This window comes from Propionivibrio sp. (genome assembly GCF_029255185.1).
Taxonomy (GTDB): domain Bacteria; phylum Pseudomonadota; class Gammaproteobacteria; order Burkholderiales; family Rhodocyclaceae; genus Propionivibrio.
On sequence record NZ_JAPUVO010000126.1, the window covers coordinates 1 to 18,998 of the forward strand.

Genomic DNA, 18,998 nt, shown 5'->3' on the forward strand with positions numbered 1-18,998 from the left:
CGCCACTCGTGCCGGCTGCGCCGTGACCCCTTTCCCTTCTTGCGCTCCACCATCGCAATTGCTCCCGTGAGTGATTTGTCTCGGGAGCCATTCTCGTCATCGCGCGCGCAAAGGGAAGAACGCCGTAGGGTTACCGGTTACATTGAGGCGCTCCCACACCGGAAGACCTGGCGCGCTATTTCCACCTGAATGATAGGGATCGGGCGCGAATAGCCGAGAAACGTGGCGACCACAACCGCCTTGGCTTTGCCATCCAACTGGGCACCGTGCGCTACCCTGGTGCCTTCCTGGACGAGAGGATGGAGGCGCCGCCATCGGCTGTTCGCATGGTGGCCGCGCAACTCGGCATCGATGCCGCGACTGGCATTGATGACTACGGTATTGGCCGACAACGGTTGTTGCATGCGGCCGAGATCCGCGCCGCCTACGGCTATGTCGAAATCAGCGAGCCGCGCGTCGGTTTTCGCCTGACGCGCTGGCTCTACTCGCTGTGCTGGGCCGGAACCGACCGGCCAGGTGTGCTCTTCGAACACTCGACGGCGTGGTTGGTCACACACAAGGTCAGAGAACTTGATCTCGGGGAGACGGAACTTACAAATATACCGGTATTGGATGGATTGTTATATCCCACCAATGCAAGGTGGGAGAGCGTAGCAGTCGTTGTTCAAGTTCTGTTTTTGCGTTACCACGGGCCTTCACGCCTTTCTCATAGTGGTATCCAGCAACCGCACAACCGTACGCATTCTCTTCCAGAAGAAGTTCTCAGCCCGATTTAATACCGTGTCCACTGTGCTCAGCAGATATCCATTCCACGACTTTTCCAGCCCTGCCGAAACCGGACGCATCGACAAGACCATCCACACCCTGACCTATATTGACGACGAGAACAAGCAGCGCGGCTATCGCCGTTGTTGCATCCTCACATCAACATGCAAGGCCGTTATTCATTCACCGTACTGGAGTCCGTGGCCAAAGGCGAGCTGCGACCGTTTCACAATCCCGATGCGAGTGCATGACGAAAGCCTAAATGCAGTTTCCGTTCCGTTGCTCCCCAAACCCCGAAAACGCCCCAGCCAACAGCGCATCGAAGACTGATGCCCAACTGCTTGGCCTGCTCGGCGGCATCGGCTGGGCTGATCGAATCGCGCTTGGCTTCGAGCACGGCCAGCGAATGCCCGTGCCGGTCACAAAGGACATAATCGGCTCGCGTTCCATCGGTCATCACCACTGATTTCAGGCAATGGTGAAACACAGGATTTAGAAGCAATAGAAACATGCGAATGCAGTACAATCATGGTGTTGGTCTTATTTGTAACAAATATTTTTCACATCTCAAAGGAGAAAATCATGGCCGAGACAAATGCTAAAACAGGTCCCAAAAAAGCCGCGACCAAAGCGGCAGCCAGCGTCAAACCCGCAGCTGCTGCCAAGCCTGTAGCCGCAACGAAAAAACCCGTCGTCGTCAAAAAGCCTGTCGCGACCAAAGCACCTGCGGCAAAACCGGCTGCCACCAAGGCGCCGGCAGCAAAACCTGCGGCCAGAAGCCCTAGCAAGGCAAAGGTACTGAGCGATGAGCAACGCTATCGTATGGTCGCCGAGGCCGCCTATTATCGTGCTGAAAGAAACCAGTTCCAGAGCGATCCCCTACGTGACTGGATTGACGCAGAAAGCGATATCTCCGCGCTGCTCAACAGCAGCAAGTAATTTGCTATCGGCATAAACCAGCACAACGCTGGTTTATGCCGGTTTCATGTGCACTGACGCCCACTCACAGACTGCGGTAGAGCGTCTCGTAGTGGGCCGCAGAATCATCCCAAGAGAAGTTCTGCACCATCGCACGGCGTTGTACTTGCTGCCAGGCGCCCGGGTTGCGATAGAGGGTGCAGGCCTCGCTAATACATGTGCCAATGGCCCGGCTCAATGCATCGCTAAAGACAAATCCGCTTGCACGGTCTGACTGAAGGTTTTCTGGAGTCGCATCAACCACCGTGTCGGCCAGGCCACCCACCCGGCGGACCAGGGGCAAAGTACCGTAGCGCAAGGCATAGAGCTGCGTTAGCCCGCACGGTTCAAAGCGTGACGGAACCAGAAGAACATCGGCACCGGCAATGAAACGATGCGCCATTGCCTCGTCGTAGCCGATAAACACGGCGACGTTTTCAGGATTAGCCGCAGCCGCATCGCGGAAGCCTGCTTCCAGTTCATAATCGCCCGTTCCGAGAACTGCCAACTGGGCGCCTTCTCTGAGCAGAACGGGCAAAGCGGCCAATAGCAGATCCATCCCTTTCTGCAAAAAAAGCCGGCTGACAACAACGAACAGCGGTGACCTTGCCTGTCTGGGCAGGCTCAGTTCACTTTGCAGCGCAAATTTGCAGGCTTTCTTTCCCTTGAGATTGTCAACATGGTAGGGTTTGGCGATATCGGGGTCATCCGGATTCCAGACTGTGTAGTCCACCCCGTTCAGAATGCCCGACAGGTCGCCACCTCGGTCACGCAACACGCCCTCCAGGCCACATCCGAATTCCGGCGTTCGGATTTCGCGGGCGTAGGACGGGCTGACCGTTGTTATTCTATTTGCATACACAAGACCGGCCTTCATGAAGGATATCCGGCCATGATATTCGATGCCATGCGGCATCAGTTTGCTCACTGGCAACGCCAGGTCAGCAAGACAATCCATGGGAAAATCTCCCTGGAAGGCCAGATTATGAATGGTCAATACGGTTGCCGTCTTCAACCCGGGATTCTGGGCCATGTAGAGTGGCGCCAGAGCAGCATGCCAGTCATGGGCATGAACAAGGTCAGGCCGCCAATCGGGATCGAGTTCACCCGAAGCAATATGCGCAGCAACCCATCCTAGCAATCCGAAACGACGATGATTGTCGCTCCAGTCATGGCCATCGGGGCCGACATAGGTATTGCCTTCACGCTGGTAGAGGAAAGGGGCATCAATTACGTAGGCCAGCAAACCACTGTCTGGCAGGCGACCGATGAGCAGTGTCACGACCGCAGCGCCGAAAACCGGACCAATGCGCATGACGGGCTTGAGCCGGGTCATGCCATTGAGTATGCCAGGCAAACCAGGCAGCAGAACGCGGACATCAAGCCCGCGCCTGACCAGCGCCGGGGGTAAGGCCGCGACAACGTCGGCCAGACCGCCTGTTTTAACCAGGGGATAAATTTCAGCAGCGGCGTGAAGTATGCGCATCGTCATAGTCAGATGTGGGTCTCGGCACGACCCGGAAACAATCCTTCACCCGCCAGGGACCGAGCAGGCAACGTTCATGCCACCATCCTGATCCCTGCCCCTGTTGGAATTTCAGGGCAGCCGTTCGAGCATCTGCCTGGTAACCAGCGTGATGCCGTGCTCGGTTCGCCGGAAGCGGCGAGCGTCATCGTCCTGATCTTCACCAATCACCATTCCGGCCGGAATACTCACGCCGTGGTCAATAATGCAGCGGTTCAACCTCGCCCCACGACCGATTTCGACATCCGGCAACAACACTGACCAGTTAACCTTGGCGTGCGAGTGCACACGACACGACGAGAAAAGTAGCGAACGGTTCATTTCTCCAGAAATGATGCAACCGCCTGAAACCGTGGACTCGATGGCGATCCCGTGGCGGTCAATCTGGTTGTGCACAAACTTGGCCGGCGGCAGTTGTTGCTGATAGGTCCAGATCGGCCAGTTACGATCGTATAAATTCAATGCCGGGACGGTTGCAGTTAGATCGACGTTGGCTTCCCAATAAGCATCAACGGTACCCGCATCGCGCCAATAGTCTTCTATGCCTGGTTTTTCTTCGGGGGCGTGGACGCAACTCCGCTCGAAGGAGTGGGACATCGCGCAACCATTCTTTACAGCACGCGGAATAATGTCTTTGCCAAAATCATGGCTGGACGTCGGGTCGGCGATGTCACGCAGCAGTTCGCTATAAAGATACTTGGCATTGAAGATATAAATCCCCATGCTGCACAGCGAACGATCGGGCTTGCCGAGCACACACGGAGGATCGGCTGGTTTTTCGACGAACTCAGTGATGCGCCGTTTCTCATCGACCGCCATCACCCCGAAGCCGCTGGCATCCTTGCGCGACACCTCGATACAGGCGACCGTACATTCAGCATTGCTCTCAACATGATCGACCAGCATCGCCGCATAGTTCATTTTATAGACGTGGTCGCCGGCGAGAATCACAACGTATTCCGGTACTGGGCTGTAGTTCTCAAGAATGTCAATATTCTGGTAGACCGCGTCCGCCGTTCCGCGATACCAGGACTCCTCATCCACGCGTTGCTGTGCCGGCATCAGATCGACGAACTCATTAACCTCGCCACGCAGGAAACCCCAGCCGCGCTGAAGGTGGCGCAGCAGGCTGTGCGACTTGTACTGGGTGACGACGCCAATGCGCCGGATTCCCGAATTGACACAGTTGGACATGGCAAAATCGATGATCCGATACTTGCCACCGAAATAGACGGCCGGTTTTGCACGACTGTCGGTGAGCTCATACAAGCGGCTGCCGCGACCACCGGCAAGCACCAGGGCTACGGCCCTGCCGGGCAACTGAAAACTTCGCCTCTCTAACATTTTGGCATGCTCCTAAAAAAACCGATTTTCCCTCCGGCAAGCACTGGCATTTATGGCCTTACCTAGCTAATTACATCCGGGGCTTTTCTGCCAGTAATTTCGGCAATGTGGGCTACCGTTTCAGCGATCGCCACCAGCGGCGCCAATGCTTCCTGTAAAGGAATCTCGTGACCAGCCGGATCGGCAACATAGCGTTCAAGGTAAAGCCGCAGGGTTGCTCCTTCAGTACCGGTTCCCGACAACCTGAAAACAACGCGCGATCCATCGTCGAACAGAATCCTGACGCCCTGCTTGTCGCTGCGCGATCCGTCAACCGGATCGGTGTAACAGAAATCGTCTGCCGCCTTGACGTGCAATCCGTCGAATACCCTGCCGGCCAGGGTCGGCAACTTCTGGCGAAGTTCGGCGAAAAGTGTCTCGGCTCTTGCGCTTTCAATCCCCTCGTAGTCGTGACGCGAATACACATTGCGGCCGAAATGCTGCCAGTGCCCGCGGACGATCTGCGCGACCGACTCGTTGCGCACGGCAAGAATATTGAGCCAGTAGAGAACCGCCCACAGCCCGTCTTTTTCACGCACATGATTAGATCCGGTGCCGGCGCTCTCTTCGCCGCACAACGTAGCCATCCCGGCATCGAGCAGCGTGCCAAAGTACTTCCAGCCCGTCGGCGTCTCGTAGCAGGGAATGCCAAGTTCTGCGGCCACCCGGTCTACCGCGCAACTGGTCGGCATTGACCGTGCAACACCAGCCAGTCCCTTGGCATAGGCAGGAACCAGCTTGTAGTTGGCGGCGATCACGGCGAGGCTGTCGCTCGGGCTGACAATGAAGTTGCGACCGACAATCATGTTGCGATCACCATCGCCATCGGACGCCGCACCGAAAGACAGGCCCGAGTCAGGATCAGCCAACGCCGCCACCAGATCGGCAGCATAAACCGGGTTCGGATCAGGATGGCCGCCGCCAAAATCCGGCAGCGGCGTACCATTGACCACCGTACCCAGCGGAGCACCCAGACGTCCCTCGAGAATTGCATGCCCATAGGGTCCATTGACCGCATGCATGGCGTCAAAGCGCATGCGAAAATCTGGCCTGGCCAATAGCCTGGCGATCCGGTCGAAATCAAATAGCGATTCGAGAAGCTCAGCGTAGTCGGCCACCGGGTCGATGACTGAAACGACCATCTCGCCAATACGCGTTTCGCCAAGACGGCTAAGGTTGATGTCAGCCGACTCAACGAGACGATAGCTGCTGATTTCCTGGGTTCGCTGATAAACGGCATCGGTGAAATTCTCATTGGCCGGCCCACCATTGCCAAGGTTGTACTTGATGCCAAAGTCGCCCTCCGGACCACCCGGATTGTGACTGGCAGACAGGATGATGCCGCCGAAGGCGCCCTGTTTGCGTATCACCGCGCTGGCCGCCGGGGTCGACAATATCCCCTGGCAACCGACAAGTACGCGACCGAAGCTTGCCGCCGCTGCCATGCGCAAGATGATCTGGATGGCCACATCATTGAAATAGCGGCCGTCACCACCAAGCACAAGCGTTTTCCCCTGCTGACCGTTCAAGCTGTCAAAAATCGATTGAACGAAGTTTTCAAGATAGCCGGGGTGGCTGAAAACCTTGATCTTTTTGCGCAATCCGGAAGTCCCGGGCTTTTGCCCGGTGAAAGGAGTCGTAGCAACGGTAACAATATTCATGCCATACCTCATCAGGACCGATGCCAACAAGAAAAATTATAAAAGGTGTTCACGGCTGAAGGATAAAAGCCCTTGCGTGGAAGCATCGAGCGTTTTTGCCAGTTGTGCATCGTACAGCGCGGGAAGGATCCGACTTGCCACCGCCTTGCCCAGTTCGACCCCCCACTGATCAAACGAGTTGATCCCCCAGATGATTCCCTGCACGAACGCCTTGTGTTCGTAAAGTGCAATCAGCGAACCGAGCGCACCCGGGTTCAGGCTAGTTAAAAGCAGCGTTGACGAAGGCTGGTTACCGGCAAAAACCCGGTGTGGCAACAGATCGGCTATTACCGTCGGGCCGATGAGTTCTTTCTCCATGCTGGCACGCACCTCGTCTTTGTTCCTGCCGAAGGCGAGCGCGGCACTTTGTGCAAAGCAGTTGGAAAGCAGGGCCTCCTGATGCGCCGGCAAGGGAAAATCAGAACGCACGGCGGCAATGAAATCGCAGGGCACCAGACACCCGCCCTGATGCAGAAGTTGGAAAAAGGCATGCTGACCGTTGTTGCCCAGTTCTCCCCAGACAATCGGCGAGGTAGCAAAGTCCAGTGTTTCCCCGGCAACACTGACGGACTTGCCATTACTTTCCATCTCGAGTTGCTGCAGGAACGACGGCAAGTACTTGAGCGACTCGTTGTAGGGCAGTACGGCATTGGTCGCCGCACCCAGGAAATTGGCGTTCCAGATACCAATGAGCGCCATGACCACCGGCAGATTGCGCTCGAATGGCGTGCTGCGGAAATGCTCGTCCATGCGCTCCGCCCCACGCAGCATTTCGTCGAAAGCGTGGGGGCCGATGGCGATCATCAGCGCCAGCCCTACGGCAGACCATAGGGAATACCGGCCACCGACCCAATCCCAGATCGGAAAAACCAGATCAGCACAAACGCCAAAGTCGACCGCCCGTTCGGGCCTGCTCGAAACCGCTGCGAAATGGTTTTCTGAAATCAGTTCATCACCAAGATTCGCGCGCAGCCAGTCGCGGGCAGTATTCGCGTTAAACATGGTTTCTTGCGTGGTAAAAGTCTTGCTGACGATAATGAACAGTGTCGTACGCGGATCAAGCGTCTGCAGCAAAGGCGCTATCTGCGCCCCATCAAGGTTTGAAACATAGTGCACCCCGAGCGCTGGGTGGCTGATGGAGCGCAGGGCCTGGCCCATCATCTTGGGCCCCAGATCGGAGCCGCCAATGCCAATGTTGACGACGTCGCGAATCGGCATTCCCTGGTGCCCAAGACATTCACCGTCGCGCAAACGCACCGCAAACCGGGCCATTCGCTGCCTCGTTGCCACAACGTCCGGCATCACATCAAACCGGCTGTTCGGGAACGGTCCGGCGGAACGCCGCAAGGCGACATGCAACACCGAACGCCCCTCGCTGCGGTTGATCTGTTCGCCAGCGAACATGCGCTCAGTCCAATCGGAGACGTGTGCCGCCTTGGCCAGCGCGGTCAGCAAGCCAAGTGTCTCGGAGGTCAAGCGCTGTTTGGAGAAATCGTAGAGAATGCCGTCAAACGACAGGGAGAGTGATTCCACCCGCTTGGGATCACTGGCAAACAGTTCTTTCAGGTGGGTATCAGCGAAAGTTTGGCGATGGGCATTAATGGCTGCCCAGGCGGGGGAGGCAGTGATCGTCATTTCCTTGATACCCCTTTCTTTGTTGATTGCCATCCTCGTGCAAACGGGTACTTGCAGCACCTAAGGTGATCAAGTCTATGGTGGGCTATTCTATGCGAAATATGTACCGTTCCGCGATACTCAATTCATAAATTTTTATGCAAGCTATCATCGTTGAGTTACCTATGCTCCGACCCTGCACGATATAATTTTGCCTGTCGTGCCATGCGGGCTTATTTCAACGTCATGACCAACGACAAACCAAAATAAACAATTTCCGGCAATGCCGACAGGGATGAATTGAAATGCGCGTTCTGTTGATGACCAACGAATTCCCGCCGAACATCTATGGCGGGGCAGGTGTGCATGTGGAGTACTTGTCTCGTGAATTGTCCCGGCTGACACCGGTTGAGGTACGCAGCTTTCAGGAGCAAGCCTTCAGCCAGGGGCAGCTCAAGGTTCTTGGCACCAAGATTGACGTCTCCGGCTACGCTTGCTCCAAGGAACTGATTTCACCGCTGAAGGCTCTCGCCACCTGCCTGGCTTTCAACACCCAGGGCATTGAGGCCGACATTGTTCACTGCCATACCTGGTACGCCCACTTTGGCGGCATCATGGCCAAACTTCTGTACGGCATCCCGCTGGTCATCACCGTCCATTCGCTGGAGCCCTTACGCCCCTGGAAGCGCGAACAGATTGGCCGTGGTTACGATCTGTCGAGCTGGGTCGAGAAGACCGCTCTCGAAATGGCGGATGCCATAGTCGCTGTTTCCAGCAGCACCCGTGAGGATATTCTCAGACTTTTCGACGTCGATCCGGCCAGGGTTCCGGTCATAGCCAACGGTATCGACACTGACGAATACACGCAAACGCTGGACCGCTCGGTTCTGGCCAAATATTCGATCGATCCGGACCAGCCCTACGTCCTGTTCGTCGGCCGCATGACCCGGCAAAAAGGCCTCTTGTATTTGTTGCGGGCGATTACGCAACTCGACGCCGATACCCAGGTTGTGCTGTGTGCAGGCGAATCGGATACGCCCGAATTGCAAAGGGAGCTGGAGAGCATCATTGCCGAACTGCGGGCTCACCGCCCAGGCATCGTCTGGATTCCCGAAATGGTCAGTCGTCAGACGACTATCGCCCTGTATTCCCAAGCCGCGGTGTTCTGCTGTCCGTCCATCTACGAACCATTCGGCATCATCAATCTTGAGGCCATGGCCTGCGGCACGGCGGTGGTTGGCAGCAGAGTCGGCGGCATCGCCGAAGTGGTTGTTGATGGCGAAACCGGACTCCTGATCGACGCCAATATTTCACCCGCCATGCCGCACGACCCGATGGACCCCGAGGGTTTTTCCAGCGCATTGGCCGAAGGCATCAAGCGACTGATCCGCAATCCCGAATTACGCAAAAAAATGGGCGCCGCAGGCCGCCAGCGGGTTCTCGACAACTATTCCTGGCACAGCGTTGCCGAGCAAACACTGTCACTGTACAAGAGCCTGCTGCATGGTCACAGCGTTGCCGAGCAAACACTGTCACTGTACAAGAGCCTGCTGCATGGTCAGTGAGCGTGTAGCGTTGCGGGGAGATTTGAGGATGGCTGCGGGACCACGAATCTACAATTTGTTCCCACTGCTTTGCGGATCTGTCCGGCAGTGGGAAGATCAACTGCCACACATTGCCGCCATGGGCTTCAACTGGGTGTATCTCAATCCCTTTCACTACCCGGGTTTTTCCGGAAGCCTGTATGCAGTCAAGGACTATTACCGCATCCATGACCTGATGTGGGATGGCGAAAATTCCCTTGAGGATCTGCTCAAATCCTTCTGCTGGAGGGCTGGAGAACATGGCTTGGCGGTGATCATGGACCTGGTCATCAATCACACCTCGAAGGACTCGCTGCTGGCCGGGCAGCACCCCGAATGGTTCCTGCACGAGGCCGACGGCTCACTACGCTCGCCACGCGCTATTGATCCTGCCGACGCGCGCAAGGTCACGGTATGGGGCGACCTGGCGGAGATCAACTACCACGACCCGGCCCAACACGCCGGCCTGATCAGTTATTTCGGCGACATGATGGCCCACTTTGTCGATTGCGGCTTTCGCGGCTTTCGCTGTGACGCGGCTTATCTGGTGCCACCGGAGGTCTGGTCGCAGTTAATCGCACGTGCCCGTTCAAAAGGCAATGACGCCACCTTCTTCGCCGAAACCCTGGGCTGTCGCCTGGAGCAAATCAGCACGCTGCGCTCAGCCGGATTCGATTATTTATTCAACAGCGCCCGCTGGTGGGATTTCAGATCACCCTGGCTTCTCGACCAATACAACTCGTTTCGTACAATTGCGCCCTCGATCGCGTTTCCGGAAAGCCACGACACCGATCGCCTGGCCACCGAGTTGGGAAACGGGAGCTATGGCGACCCGCTGTTGATCGAACGTGCCTACCGCATGCGCTACATGTTCAGCGCGGTATTCTCGACCGGAGTAATGATTCCGGTCGGCTTCGAATACGGCTTTCGCGGCCGACTCAATGTCGTGCACACCCGTCCGGAGCATTGGGAACAACCGCTGTTTGACCTGAGCGCGTATATCGCAGCCGTCAACCGCATGCGCGCGGACATTCCGGTGCTTAACGAGGAAGGCGCGCAGCGTCAGATACGCATGGGCGATCCGGCAATAGCCTGCCTGTTGCGTCGGGCGCAAACGGGGCGGTCATGGGTGTTGTCATTGTTCAATACCGACCTGCACAATTCGCATGACGTTTGTATCTCAGGACTTGATCCCGACACGCTATTGGCGCGCGAAGTCACCCCTGGCGGTCAGGGACAGACCATCACTGCGGGTGATGTCCTGCAACTGGCGCCCGGTGCGGCGCGCATTTTTGTGAATACTTGAAACAGGAGAACCCATGAACAAGGCCGTGTTAAATACAGCCAGCGCTATGGCGCCACACCACAAGGCAGAAACAGTCGAGTCGGCATTGACCGTCGATCTTAAGAGCCGCCCCATTGTCATCCTCAACGTCTCTCCCGAAGTCGATGGTGGTCGCTATGCCATCAAGCGCGAAGTCGGTGATGTGCTCGTAGTCAGCGCCGACGTGTTCAAGGATGGTCATGACAAGCTTTCCGTGATGCTGATGTTGCGTCGTCACGACGAGCAGGCGTGGCAGGAAATTCCCATGACCTGCATCAACCCTGGTCTCGACCGCTGGCAGGGACAAGCCCTGTTGACCGAGAATACGGCGTATGTTTACACCATAGAGGCATGGAGCGACGTTTTCGAGAGCTGGCGTGACGAGGTCGGGAAGAAATTGGCCGCCAACGTGGATGTCACGCTCGAATTGATCGAGGGCCGCGATCTGGTCGAAGATGCGGCTGGCCGCGCCGATGCGCTAGGAAAGTTGTATTTCAACGAAATCCTTGAGCGCTTTGCCGTCATTGACTATGCGCAGCGCTCTGCGCTGCTGATGTCTGACGAATTGAGCAAGCGTATTGCAAAATGGCCGGATCGTGGTACCGCCAGTCGCTATGACCTGGAATTGGAAGTCTTCGTTGATCGTGTCGCCGCCCGTTATGCGGCCTGGTACGAGATGTTCCACCGCTCGCAAGGTAAGGTGCCGGGCCAGCCCGCGACGCTCAAGGATTGCGAGCTCCGCCTGCCGGAAATCCGCGACCTGGGCTTCGATGTCATTTATTTCGTTCCCGTTCACCCGATCGGCCGCTCGCATCGCAAGGGGCCTGACAATACCCTGAACGCCGGCCCCAACGATCCAGGCAGTCCCTATGCCATCGGCTCGGACGAGGGGGGGCATACCGCTTTGCACAAGGACCTGGGCACCCTCGACGACTTCCGGCATTTCGTCGCAACAGCGGCGTCGCACGGCATGGAAGTGGCCCTTGATTTCGCCATTCAGTGCTCGCCGGATCATCCGTGGATCAAGGACCATCCCGACTGGTTCAGATTCCGCCCGGACGGCACCATCAAATATGCCGAGAACCCCCCGAAAAAATACCAGGACATCGTGAACGTCGACTTTTATACCGTCGATCAGGAAGGGCTGTGGAAGGAGATTCTGCACTCGCTCCTGTTCTGGATTGATCTTGGCGTGAAAATCTTTCGCGTCGATAACCCGCACACCAAGCCGGTGCCCTTCTGGGAATGGCTGATCCGCGAAATCAGGACCAGCCACCCCGACGTGATTTTTCTAGCCGAAGCCTTTACCCGTCCACCAATGATGCGCATGCTGGCCAAGGTTGGCTACAGCCAGTCGTACACCTATTTCACCTGGCGCAATTTCAAGCACGAAATCACCGAGTATCTGACCGAACTAACGCAGTCACCGGTTGCCGAGTACATGCGCCCCAACTTCTTTCCGACGACGCCCGACATCCTTCCTGAATTTTTGCAAAATGGCGGACGGCATGCCTTCGAAACCCGTTTTGTTCTTGCCGCCACCTTGTCCAGCGTGTACGGCCTGTACAACGGTTACGAGCTGTGTGAGAACGCCGCCGTCCCGGGCAAGGAAGAATATCTCCACTCCGAAAAATATGACTACAAGGTCTGGGACTGGGATCGTCCGGGCAACATCAAGCCGCTGATCGCCGCAGTTAACCGCATTCGGCATGAGAATGCCGCCCTGCATGAGTTGACCAACCTGCGCTTCTACAAGGCCAGCGATGACAATATCCTGTTTTATGGCAAGATGACGCCTGATCGATCCAACATGATTCTCATTGCCGTCAATCTGGACCCCTTTGACGCCCACGCGACCGACCTTGAACTTCCCCTGCACGACATGGGACTGTTTGAACACGACAACTATATCGTCGAAAACCTGCTCAGCGGGGCCAAGCACCTATGGAGCGGCTCCCGACATCATGTGCACATTGGTCCCGACAACAACCAGGCACTGATCCTGCGCATTTTGCCGTGGCATCATGTCGATTTCGAAAGCCCAAGTTTTTAACTGAAACACACTCGCCTGTCTGTACTGGAAAAATACTCTGATATAGCGGATAATTATTTTTCGCTTGGCGCCCGGCAAGACCCTTGGTGTTCAAGGAAGTGTCTCTTGCTGCACTTCGACCAGCGGTTGGCCGCAGGCAAATATACCAACTATCCAAGTTCGATTTTTTATAAGGGAAGTGAATAATGGCTATCAAAGTAGGCATCAACGGTTTTGGTCGTATCGGGCGTATGGTTTTCCGGGCAGCGGTTCAAAACTTCAGCGACATCGAGATCGTTGGCATCAACGATCTGCTCGAACCCGATTATCTGGCCTACATGCTCAGTTACGACTCGGTCCATGGCCGCTTCAAGGGCACGGTTTCGGTCGAAGGTAGCACCTTGATCGTCAACGGCAAGAAAATCCGTCTGACTGCCGTCAAGGATCCGGCCGAGTTGAAGTGGGATGAGGTCGGCGCTGACATCGTCGTCGAATCGACCGGCCTCTTCCTGACCAAGGAAACCTGCCAGAAGCACATTACCGCCGGCGCCAAAAAGGTCATTCAGAGCGCCCCGTCGAAGGATGACACCCCGATGTTCGTGTACGGCGTAAACGACAAGACCTACGCCGGCCAGACCATTATTTCCAATGCCTCCTGTACCACCAATTGCCTGGCGCCCATTGCCAAGGTACTGAATGACACCTGGGGCATCAAGCGTGGCCTGATGACCACCGTGCATGCCGCCACCGCCACGCAGAAGACTGTCGATGGCCCATCCAACAAGGACTGGCGCGGCGGCCGCGGCATCCTGGAAAACATCATCCCGAGTTCAACCGGTGCCGCCAAGGCGGTTGGCGTGGTCATTCCCGAACTCAATAAAAAACTCACCGGCATGGCCTTCCGCGTCCCGACTTCCGATGTGTCGGTGGTCGACCTGACCGTCGAACTGAACAAGGAAGCCAGCTACGCCGAAATCTGCGCGGCGATGAAGGCCGCCTCCGAGGGCGCCATGAAGGGCGTTCTGGGCTACACCGAAGACAAGGTCGTCGCCACTGACTTCCGTGGTGAGAGTTGTACCTCCACCTTTGACGCCGACGCTGGCATCGCGCTGGACAGCACCTTCGTCAAGGTCGTCGCCTGGTACGACAACGAGTGGGGCTACTCCTGCAAGGTTCTGGAGATGGTCCGCGTTATGTCCAAGTAATACCCGAACAAAGGGGCACTTCCGAGTGCCCCTTTTTTTCAACGCAAGTTTTGAATCGAGTACCGCCATGACCTTCAAACGTCTCACCGATCTTGACGTCTCCGGCAAGCGTGTTTTCATCCGCGCCGACCTGAACGTCCCCCAGGACGACACCTTCGCCATCACCGACGACACCCGCATACGTGCCGCACTGCCGGGCATCCAGTATGCCCTCGGCAAAGGTGCTGCGGTAATGGTCACCTCCCACCTTGGCCGCCCCACCGAGGGCGAATGCAAGCCTGAAGACTCGCTCGCACCGGTTGCCCAACGCATGTCCGAACTGCTCGGCAATCCAGTTCGCCTGGTCCAAAACTGGGTCGATGGCGGCGTTGAAGTCAAGCTCGGCGAAGTAGTGATGCTTGAAAATACACGCTGCAACAAGGGCGAGAAAAAATGCAATGAAGAGCTTTCGCAGAAAATGGCGGCGCTTTGCGATGTCTGGGTGATGGACGCGTTTGGCACGGCACACCGCGCCGAAGCGACCACCTATGGCATGGGCAAGTATGCGAAGATCGCCTGCGCCGGCCCCTGCGTCGCCTCTGAACTCGAAGCTTTGACCAAGGCGCTCGCGCATCCGGCCCGCCCGATGGTCGCCATCGTTGGTGGTTCCAAAGTTTCAACCAAATTGACCGTGCTTGAAAGCCTGTCCAGCAAGGTCGACCAACTGGTCGTCGGCGGCGGCATCGCAAACACTTTCCTGCTCGCCGCCGGCAAAAAAATCGGCAAGTCGCTCGCCGAGCGTGATCTCGTTGATCAGGCAAAAGCCGTCATGGCCAAGGTCAAGGTACCGTTGCCGACCGATGTGGTCTGCGCCAAGGAGTTTTCGGCAAGTGCCGTGGCCACCGTCAAGAGCGTCGACGACGTCGCTGACGACGACATGATCCTCGACATCGGACCGGAATCGGCCAAGGCACTGGCGGACATCATCGCCAAGGCGGGCACGGTTGTCTGGAACGGTCCGGTCGGTGTTTTCGAAATGGAGCCCTTCGCCAACGGTACCAAGATGCTTGCGGCCGCGATCGCCAGCTCCAAGGCTTTCACCCTGGCCGGTGGCGGCGATACGGTTTCGGCCATTAACGTTTTCAAGATCGAAGACAAGGTCGGCTACATCTCAACCGCAGGTGGCGCCTTCCTTGAATTCCTCGAAGGCAAGCGCCTGCCAGCCGTCGACATCCTTGAATCGCGCTTCAAGGATTAAGCTGCAATGCACTAAAAAGCGGTGAAGCCTGCTCGCCAGACGGCCTTCACCATTGCAGCACGCTTCTCGACCATAAAGGCGCACCCATGACGATCAAACCCGAACTGATAAAAACACTGCGCAAGAAACGCGAGCAGATCACCCAGCACATCAGCCCCGAAAAACTCGAGGCATTGCACGCCAAAGGGCTGCTGTCGGCGCGCGAACGTATCGATGAGCTCTTTGACGAAGGAACCTTTCAGGAACTAGGCATGCACGCTCGGCACCATGCGGTGTATTTCGGCATGGAAGGGCGTGAACTGCCGGCCGACGGCGTCATTACCGGCTCGGGCTATCTGGGCAGCGCGCAGATAGCCGCCTACTGCCAGGACTTCAGCGTACTGGCCGGCACCCTGGGCAAGATGCAGGCGCGCAAGATCACCCGCATCATGCGCTATGCCATCAAGACCGGCATTCCCGTTGTCGCCTTCAAGGATTCCGGCGGGGCACGCATTCAAGAAGGCGTCGATGCCCTATCCGGCTACGGCGACGTTTTTTACGCCAATGTACTGCTCTCTGGCGTCGTCCCCCAGATCGCCGTTGTTTGCGGCCCCTGTGCCGGCGGCGCCGCCTACTCACCGGCGCTGATGGATTTCGTGATCATGACGCGCAAGAATTCGCACATGTTCCTGACCGGCCCCGAAGTCATCAAGGCGGTGACCGGCCGCACGACGACCATGGCTGAAATCGGCAGCGCTGAAATGCATGCCTCGGTCAGCGGCAACGTCCACTTCATCGCCGAAGACGACCATAGCGCCATTGCCCTGGTCAAGCACATCTTGTCCTATCTGCCATCGAACAACACCGAAGATCCACCACACGACCTCTCCGCCCCGATCAATGAAACACCAGACCGGGGGATGAACGAACTCATTCCGGAAAACCCCTCCGACCCCCTTGACATGCAGGCAATCATCCGGCGCCTGGTGGACAACGGCGAACTTCTTGAAGTGCACGCCAGCTTTGCACGCAATGTCATTGTCGGCTTTGCCCGCTTCTCAGGGATCATTGTCGGCATTGTCGCCAATCAGCCAATGGTGATGGCCGGCGCGCTCGACCTTAACGCCGCCGACAAGGTGGCGCGCTTTGTCCGCACCTGCAACGTCTTCAACGTCCCCCTGGTGACCTTGGTCGATGTCCCCGGCTTCCTGCCCGGCGTCGAACAGGAACGCGGCGGCATCATCCGGCACGGCGCCAAAATGCTGCACGCCTACGCCTCCTGCACCACACCCAAGATCACCATCATCCTGCGCAAGTCCTACGGCGGCTCCTACCTTGCCATGTGCAGCCAGGAACTGGGTGCTGATATGGTGTTCGCCTGGCCCACCGCGGAAATTGCCGTCATGGGTTCCGAAGCGGCGGTAAAAATCCTCTATCGCAAGGAACTGGAAGCGGCTGAGGATCGCACCGCCCGCGCCGCTGAACTGGCCCAGGAATATCGTGATGAGTTTGCCTCGCCGTACGAAGCGGCATCCAATTTTTACATCACCGACGTCATCGAACCCTGCGAGACCCGGGCAACCATTTCGCTCGCGCTGCGCAAAACTCTGGGCAAACGCGAACTGCGCCCAAGCAAGAAGCACGGCAACATGCCGATGTAAACCCCGGAGAACCCCATGTTCAGCTTAGCCACAATCAAAGCAATTCAGATTTACGGCATTGCCATCGCCGTTTCAATGTTTGTCGCAGTCCTGATCAAACTTCTGGTTCTCGTCACCAGCCGGGTAAAACCGGCCGTCGCCCCACAGAAACCCATTGAAATGGCCACAGCGGTGATCCCCGATGAAGTGATCGCTGCGATTTCTGCAGCGCTTGCCGTCTTCAACGGGCCACACCGCATTCTGCATATCGGCGAAAGCAAACGCTCCTGGGCGAATGAAGGTCGCATTGCCCAGCACTCTCATCAGCCAAGACACTAACAAGGGAAAACTCACCATGCAAAGACTCTTCAAAATCTCCGTTAACGGCAAGGATTACGACGTCGCCGTCCAGGAACTCACCGATGGTGCGTCACAAATCATGCCCAGATACACCGCCAGCGCGCCGGTTTCGGCGGTCAGCACGACGGCACCGGCACCAGCGGTCGCCAGCACCGGCGACCAGTGCGCCCAGATGGGCGGCGTCGTGGTGCTCATCTACGTCAAAGAGGGACAAAGCGTCAATGAAGGCGACCGAATCGTCGAACTTGAAGCCATGAAGATGAAGGTTCCCGTCGTCGCCAATCGTTCGGGAAAAGTAACGCGTGTTCTCGTTGCCGTCGGTGACGGCGTCGAGAATGGACAAGCACTGCTAAGCATCGAATAAGTCGGGCACTCTTCGGTATTAACAACATAAGCAGGCGGCTAAACTCGCCTGCCAACCGGTCTGAATCCAATGGAAAGCATCAGTTTTCTCGACCTCTTCCAGGGCATCGCAACCCTGATCGCCTCTGAACCGAAGATCATGATTGGCCGCATCTTTCTGATGCTGCTCGGCTTTCTTCTGATTTATCTCGGTTCCCGCAACGTCCTTGAGCCCCTGCTGATGATCCCGATGGGTCTTGGCATGTCGTCGATCAATGCCGGCGTAATGTTTCTTGAAGGGGGAAAAATCGGCACGCTGTTCGTCGACCCGCTGATGTCCGACCCGACGGATCTGGTCAACATCATGCAGATCAACTGGCTGCAACCGATCTACACGCTAACCTTCAGCAACGGCCTGATTGCCTGTTTCGTATTCATGGGCATCGGCGTCCTGCTTGATGTCGGTTACGTCATGGCCCGGCCGTTCCAGAGCATGTTCATTGCCCTGTTTGCCGAGTTGGGCACCATCGCCGTGTTCCCGATCGCCGTTTCCCTCGGCCTCACCCAGCAGGAAGCCGCAGCCGTCGCAACCATTGGCGGCGCTGACGGACCGATGGTGTTGTTCACCTCACTGATCCTGGCCAAGCACCTGTTCGTGCCGATTACCGTCGTTGGTTACCTCTATCTCGGCCTGACCTATGGCGGCTACCCCTACCTCATCAAGTGGCTGATCCCGGAAAGAATTCGCGGAATAAATATGTCAGATGACCGTGGCCCGACCATCAGTCGCGCACAGAAACTCATTTTTGCCGTAGTCACCTGCACCCTGCTCTGTCTGTTGTTCCCGGTCGCAGCGCCCCTGTTCTTTTCTCTTTTTGTCGGTGTAGCGGTGCGCGAAAGCGGCCTGGAGAACTTCTCCAACCTGATCGGAGAGACTTTCCTGTATGGTTCAACATTCTTCCTTGGCCTGACGCTGGGCGTACTGTGCGAAGCGAGCACCCTGCTCGAACCAACGGTACTCAAACTGCTGCTGCTCGGCATGCTGGCATTGTTGATTTCAGCACTGGGCGGGATTATCGGCGGCTACATCCTGTATTTCGCCACAGGCGGAAAATTCAACCCGATGATCGGCATCGCCGGCGTTAGCTGTGTGCCGACCACGGCCAAGGTGGTACAAAAGATGGCCACCGACGCCAACCCGTCGGCCATCATCCTGCCACAAGCCCTGGGCGCCAACATCAGCGGCGTCATCACAACCGCCATCATCGCCGGCGTTTATGTCGCTGTATTGCGCTAGCCAGCCGCATGCTTATTGCAATTTTTGCCCAATGACATTGGCGCAGCCTCGCACT

General features: G+C 57.0%; 16 protein-coding genes. 11 read left to right on the forward strand and 5 right to left on the reverse strand.

Annotated elements, in window-relative coordinates; translation table 11 throughout:
* Positions 1-167: 167 nt before the first annotated feature.
* Complete coding sequence (locus Q1J43_RS12480; protein WP_301102869.1) at positions 168-776, forward strand: DUF4158 domain-containing protein; 609 nt, start codon at positions 168-170, stop codon at positions 774-776.
* Between the two features lie 215 nt (positions 777-991).
* Here Q1J43_RS12480 and Q1J43_RS12485 read toward each other — a convergent pair whose 3' ends face one another.
* Complete coding sequence (locus tag Q1J43_RS12485; RefSeq protein WP_301102826.1) at positions 992-1,222, reverse strand: hypothetical protein; 231 nt, start codon at positions 1,220-1,222, stop codon at positions 992-994.
* A gap of 125 nt (positions 1,223-1,347) precedes the next feature.
* Between Q1J43_RS12485 and Q1J43_RS12490 the strand changes: the two genes are divergently transcribed.
* On the forward strand, positions 1,348-1,704 hold the full coding sequence (locus Q1J43_RS12490; protein ID WP_301102827.1) for a DUF2934 domain-containing protein: 357 nt from the start codon (positions 1,348-1,350) through the stop codon (positions 1,702-1,704).
* A gap of 64 nt (positions 1,705-1,768) precedes the next feature.
* On the opposite strand, the gene glgA (Q1J43_RS12495) is transcribed toward Q1J43_RS12490, so the two are convergent.
* From glgA (Q1J43_RS12495) to pgi, 4 genes are all read right to left on the reverse strand, one after another.
* Positions 1,769-3,208: a glycogen synthase GlgA gene (gene glgA, locus Q1J43_RS12495; protein ID WP_301102828.1), complete on the reverse strand. Its 1,440-nt coding sequence runs from the start codon at positions 3,206-3,208 to the stop codon at positions 1,769-1,771.
* Between the two features lie 111 nt (positions 3,209-3,319).
* Positions 3,320-4,591, reverse strand: coding sequence for a glucose-1-phosphate adenylyltransferase (gene glgC / locus Q1J43_RS12500; protein ID WP_301102829.1), 1,272 nt, complete (start codon positions 4,589-4,591; stop codon positions 3,320-3,322).
* 62 nt (positions 4,592-4,653) lie between these two features.
* The gene (locus Q1J43_RS12505; RefSeq protein WP_301102830.1) at positions 4,654-6,291 is read right to left on the reverse strand and encodes an alpha-D-glucose phosphate-specific phosphoglucomutase; all 1,638 of its coding nucleotides are present in this window, start codon (positions 6,289-6,291) and stop codon (positions 4,654-4,656) included.
* A 36-nt stretch (positions 6,292-6,327) separates the two neighbouring features.
* On the reverse strand, positions 6,328-7,965 hold the full coding sequence (gene pgi, locus Q1J43_RS12510) for a glucose-6-phosphate isomerase (RefSeq protein WP_301102831.1): 1,638 nt from the start codon (positions 7,963-7,965) through the stop codon (positions 6,328-6,330).
* A 284-nt stretch (positions 7,966-8,249) separates the two neighbouring features.
* Here pgi and glgA (Q1J43_RS12515) point away from each other — a divergent pair, with 284 nt between their 5' ends.
* The 9 genes from glgA (Q1J43_RS12515) (at position 8,250) to Q1J43_RS12555 (ending at position 18,943) form a co-directional block, all read left to right on the forward strand.
* Positions 8,250-9,509, forward strand: a complete 1,260-nt coding sequence (gene glgA, locus Q1J43_RS12515) for a glycogen synthase (RefSeq protein ID WP_301102832.1) — start codon at positions 8,250-8,252, stop codon at positions 9,507-9,509.
* A gap of 28 nt (positions 9,510-9,537) precedes the next feature.
* Complete coding sequence (locus Q1J43_RS12520; RefSeq protein ID WP_301102833.1) at positions 9,538-10,833, forward strand: alpha-amylase family glycosyl hydrolase; 1,296 nt, start codon at positions 9,538-9,540, stop codon at positions 10,831-10,833.
* A gap of 13 nt (positions 10,834-10,846) precedes the next feature.
* The gene (locus Q1J43_RS12525; protein ID WP_301102834.1) at positions 10,847-12,904 is read left to right on the forward strand and encodes an alpha-1,4-glucan--maltose-1-phosphate maltosyltransferase; all 2,058 of its coding nucleotides are present in this window, start codon (positions 10,847-10,849) and stop codon (positions 12,902-12,904) included.
* Positions 12,905-13,089: 185 nt separating this feature from the next.
* Complete coding sequence (gene gap / locus Q1J43_RS12530) at positions 13,090-14,088, forward strand: type I glyceraldehyde-3-phosphate dehydrogenase (protein WP_301102835.1); 999 nt, start codon at positions 13,090-13,092, stop codon at positions 14,086-14,088.
* 67 nt (positions 14,089-14,155) lie between these two features.
* Positions 14,156-15,325, forward strand: coding sequence for a phosphoglycerate kinase (locus tag Q1J43_RS12535; protein ID WP_301102836.1), 1,170 nt, complete (start codon positions 14,156-14,158; stop codon positions 15,323-15,325).
* An 86-nt stretch (positions 15,326-15,411) separates the two neighbouring features.
* Positions 15,412-16,965, forward strand: a complete 1,554-nt coding sequence (locus Q1J43_RS12540) for an acyl-CoA carboxylase subunit beta (RefSeq protein WP_301102837.1) — start codon at positions 15,412-15,414, stop codon at positions 16,963-16,965.
* Positions 16,966-16,980: 15 nt separating this feature from the next.
* Positions 16,981-17,283, forward strand: coding sequence for a hypothetical protein (locus Q1J43_RS12545; protein ID WP_301102838.1), 303 nt, complete (start codon positions 16,981-16,983; stop codon positions 17,281-17,283).
* 16 nt (positions 17,284-17,299) lie between these two features.
* On the forward strand, positions 17,300-17,668 hold the full coding sequence (locus Q1J43_RS12550; RefSeq protein ID WP_301102839.1) for a biotin/lipoyl-containing protein: 369 nt from the start codon (positions 17,300-17,302) through the stop codon (positions 17,666-17,668).
* Positions 17,669-17,737: 69 nt separating this feature from the next.
* The gene (locus Q1J43_RS12555; RefSeq protein ID WP_301102840.1) at positions 17,738-18,943 is read left to right on the forward strand and encodes a sodium ion-translocating decarboxylase subunit beta; all 1,206 of its coding nucleotides are present in this window, start codon (positions 17,738-17,740) and stop codon (positions 18,941-18,943) included.
* The last annotated feature ends 55 nt before the right edge of the window (positions 18,944-18,998 follow it).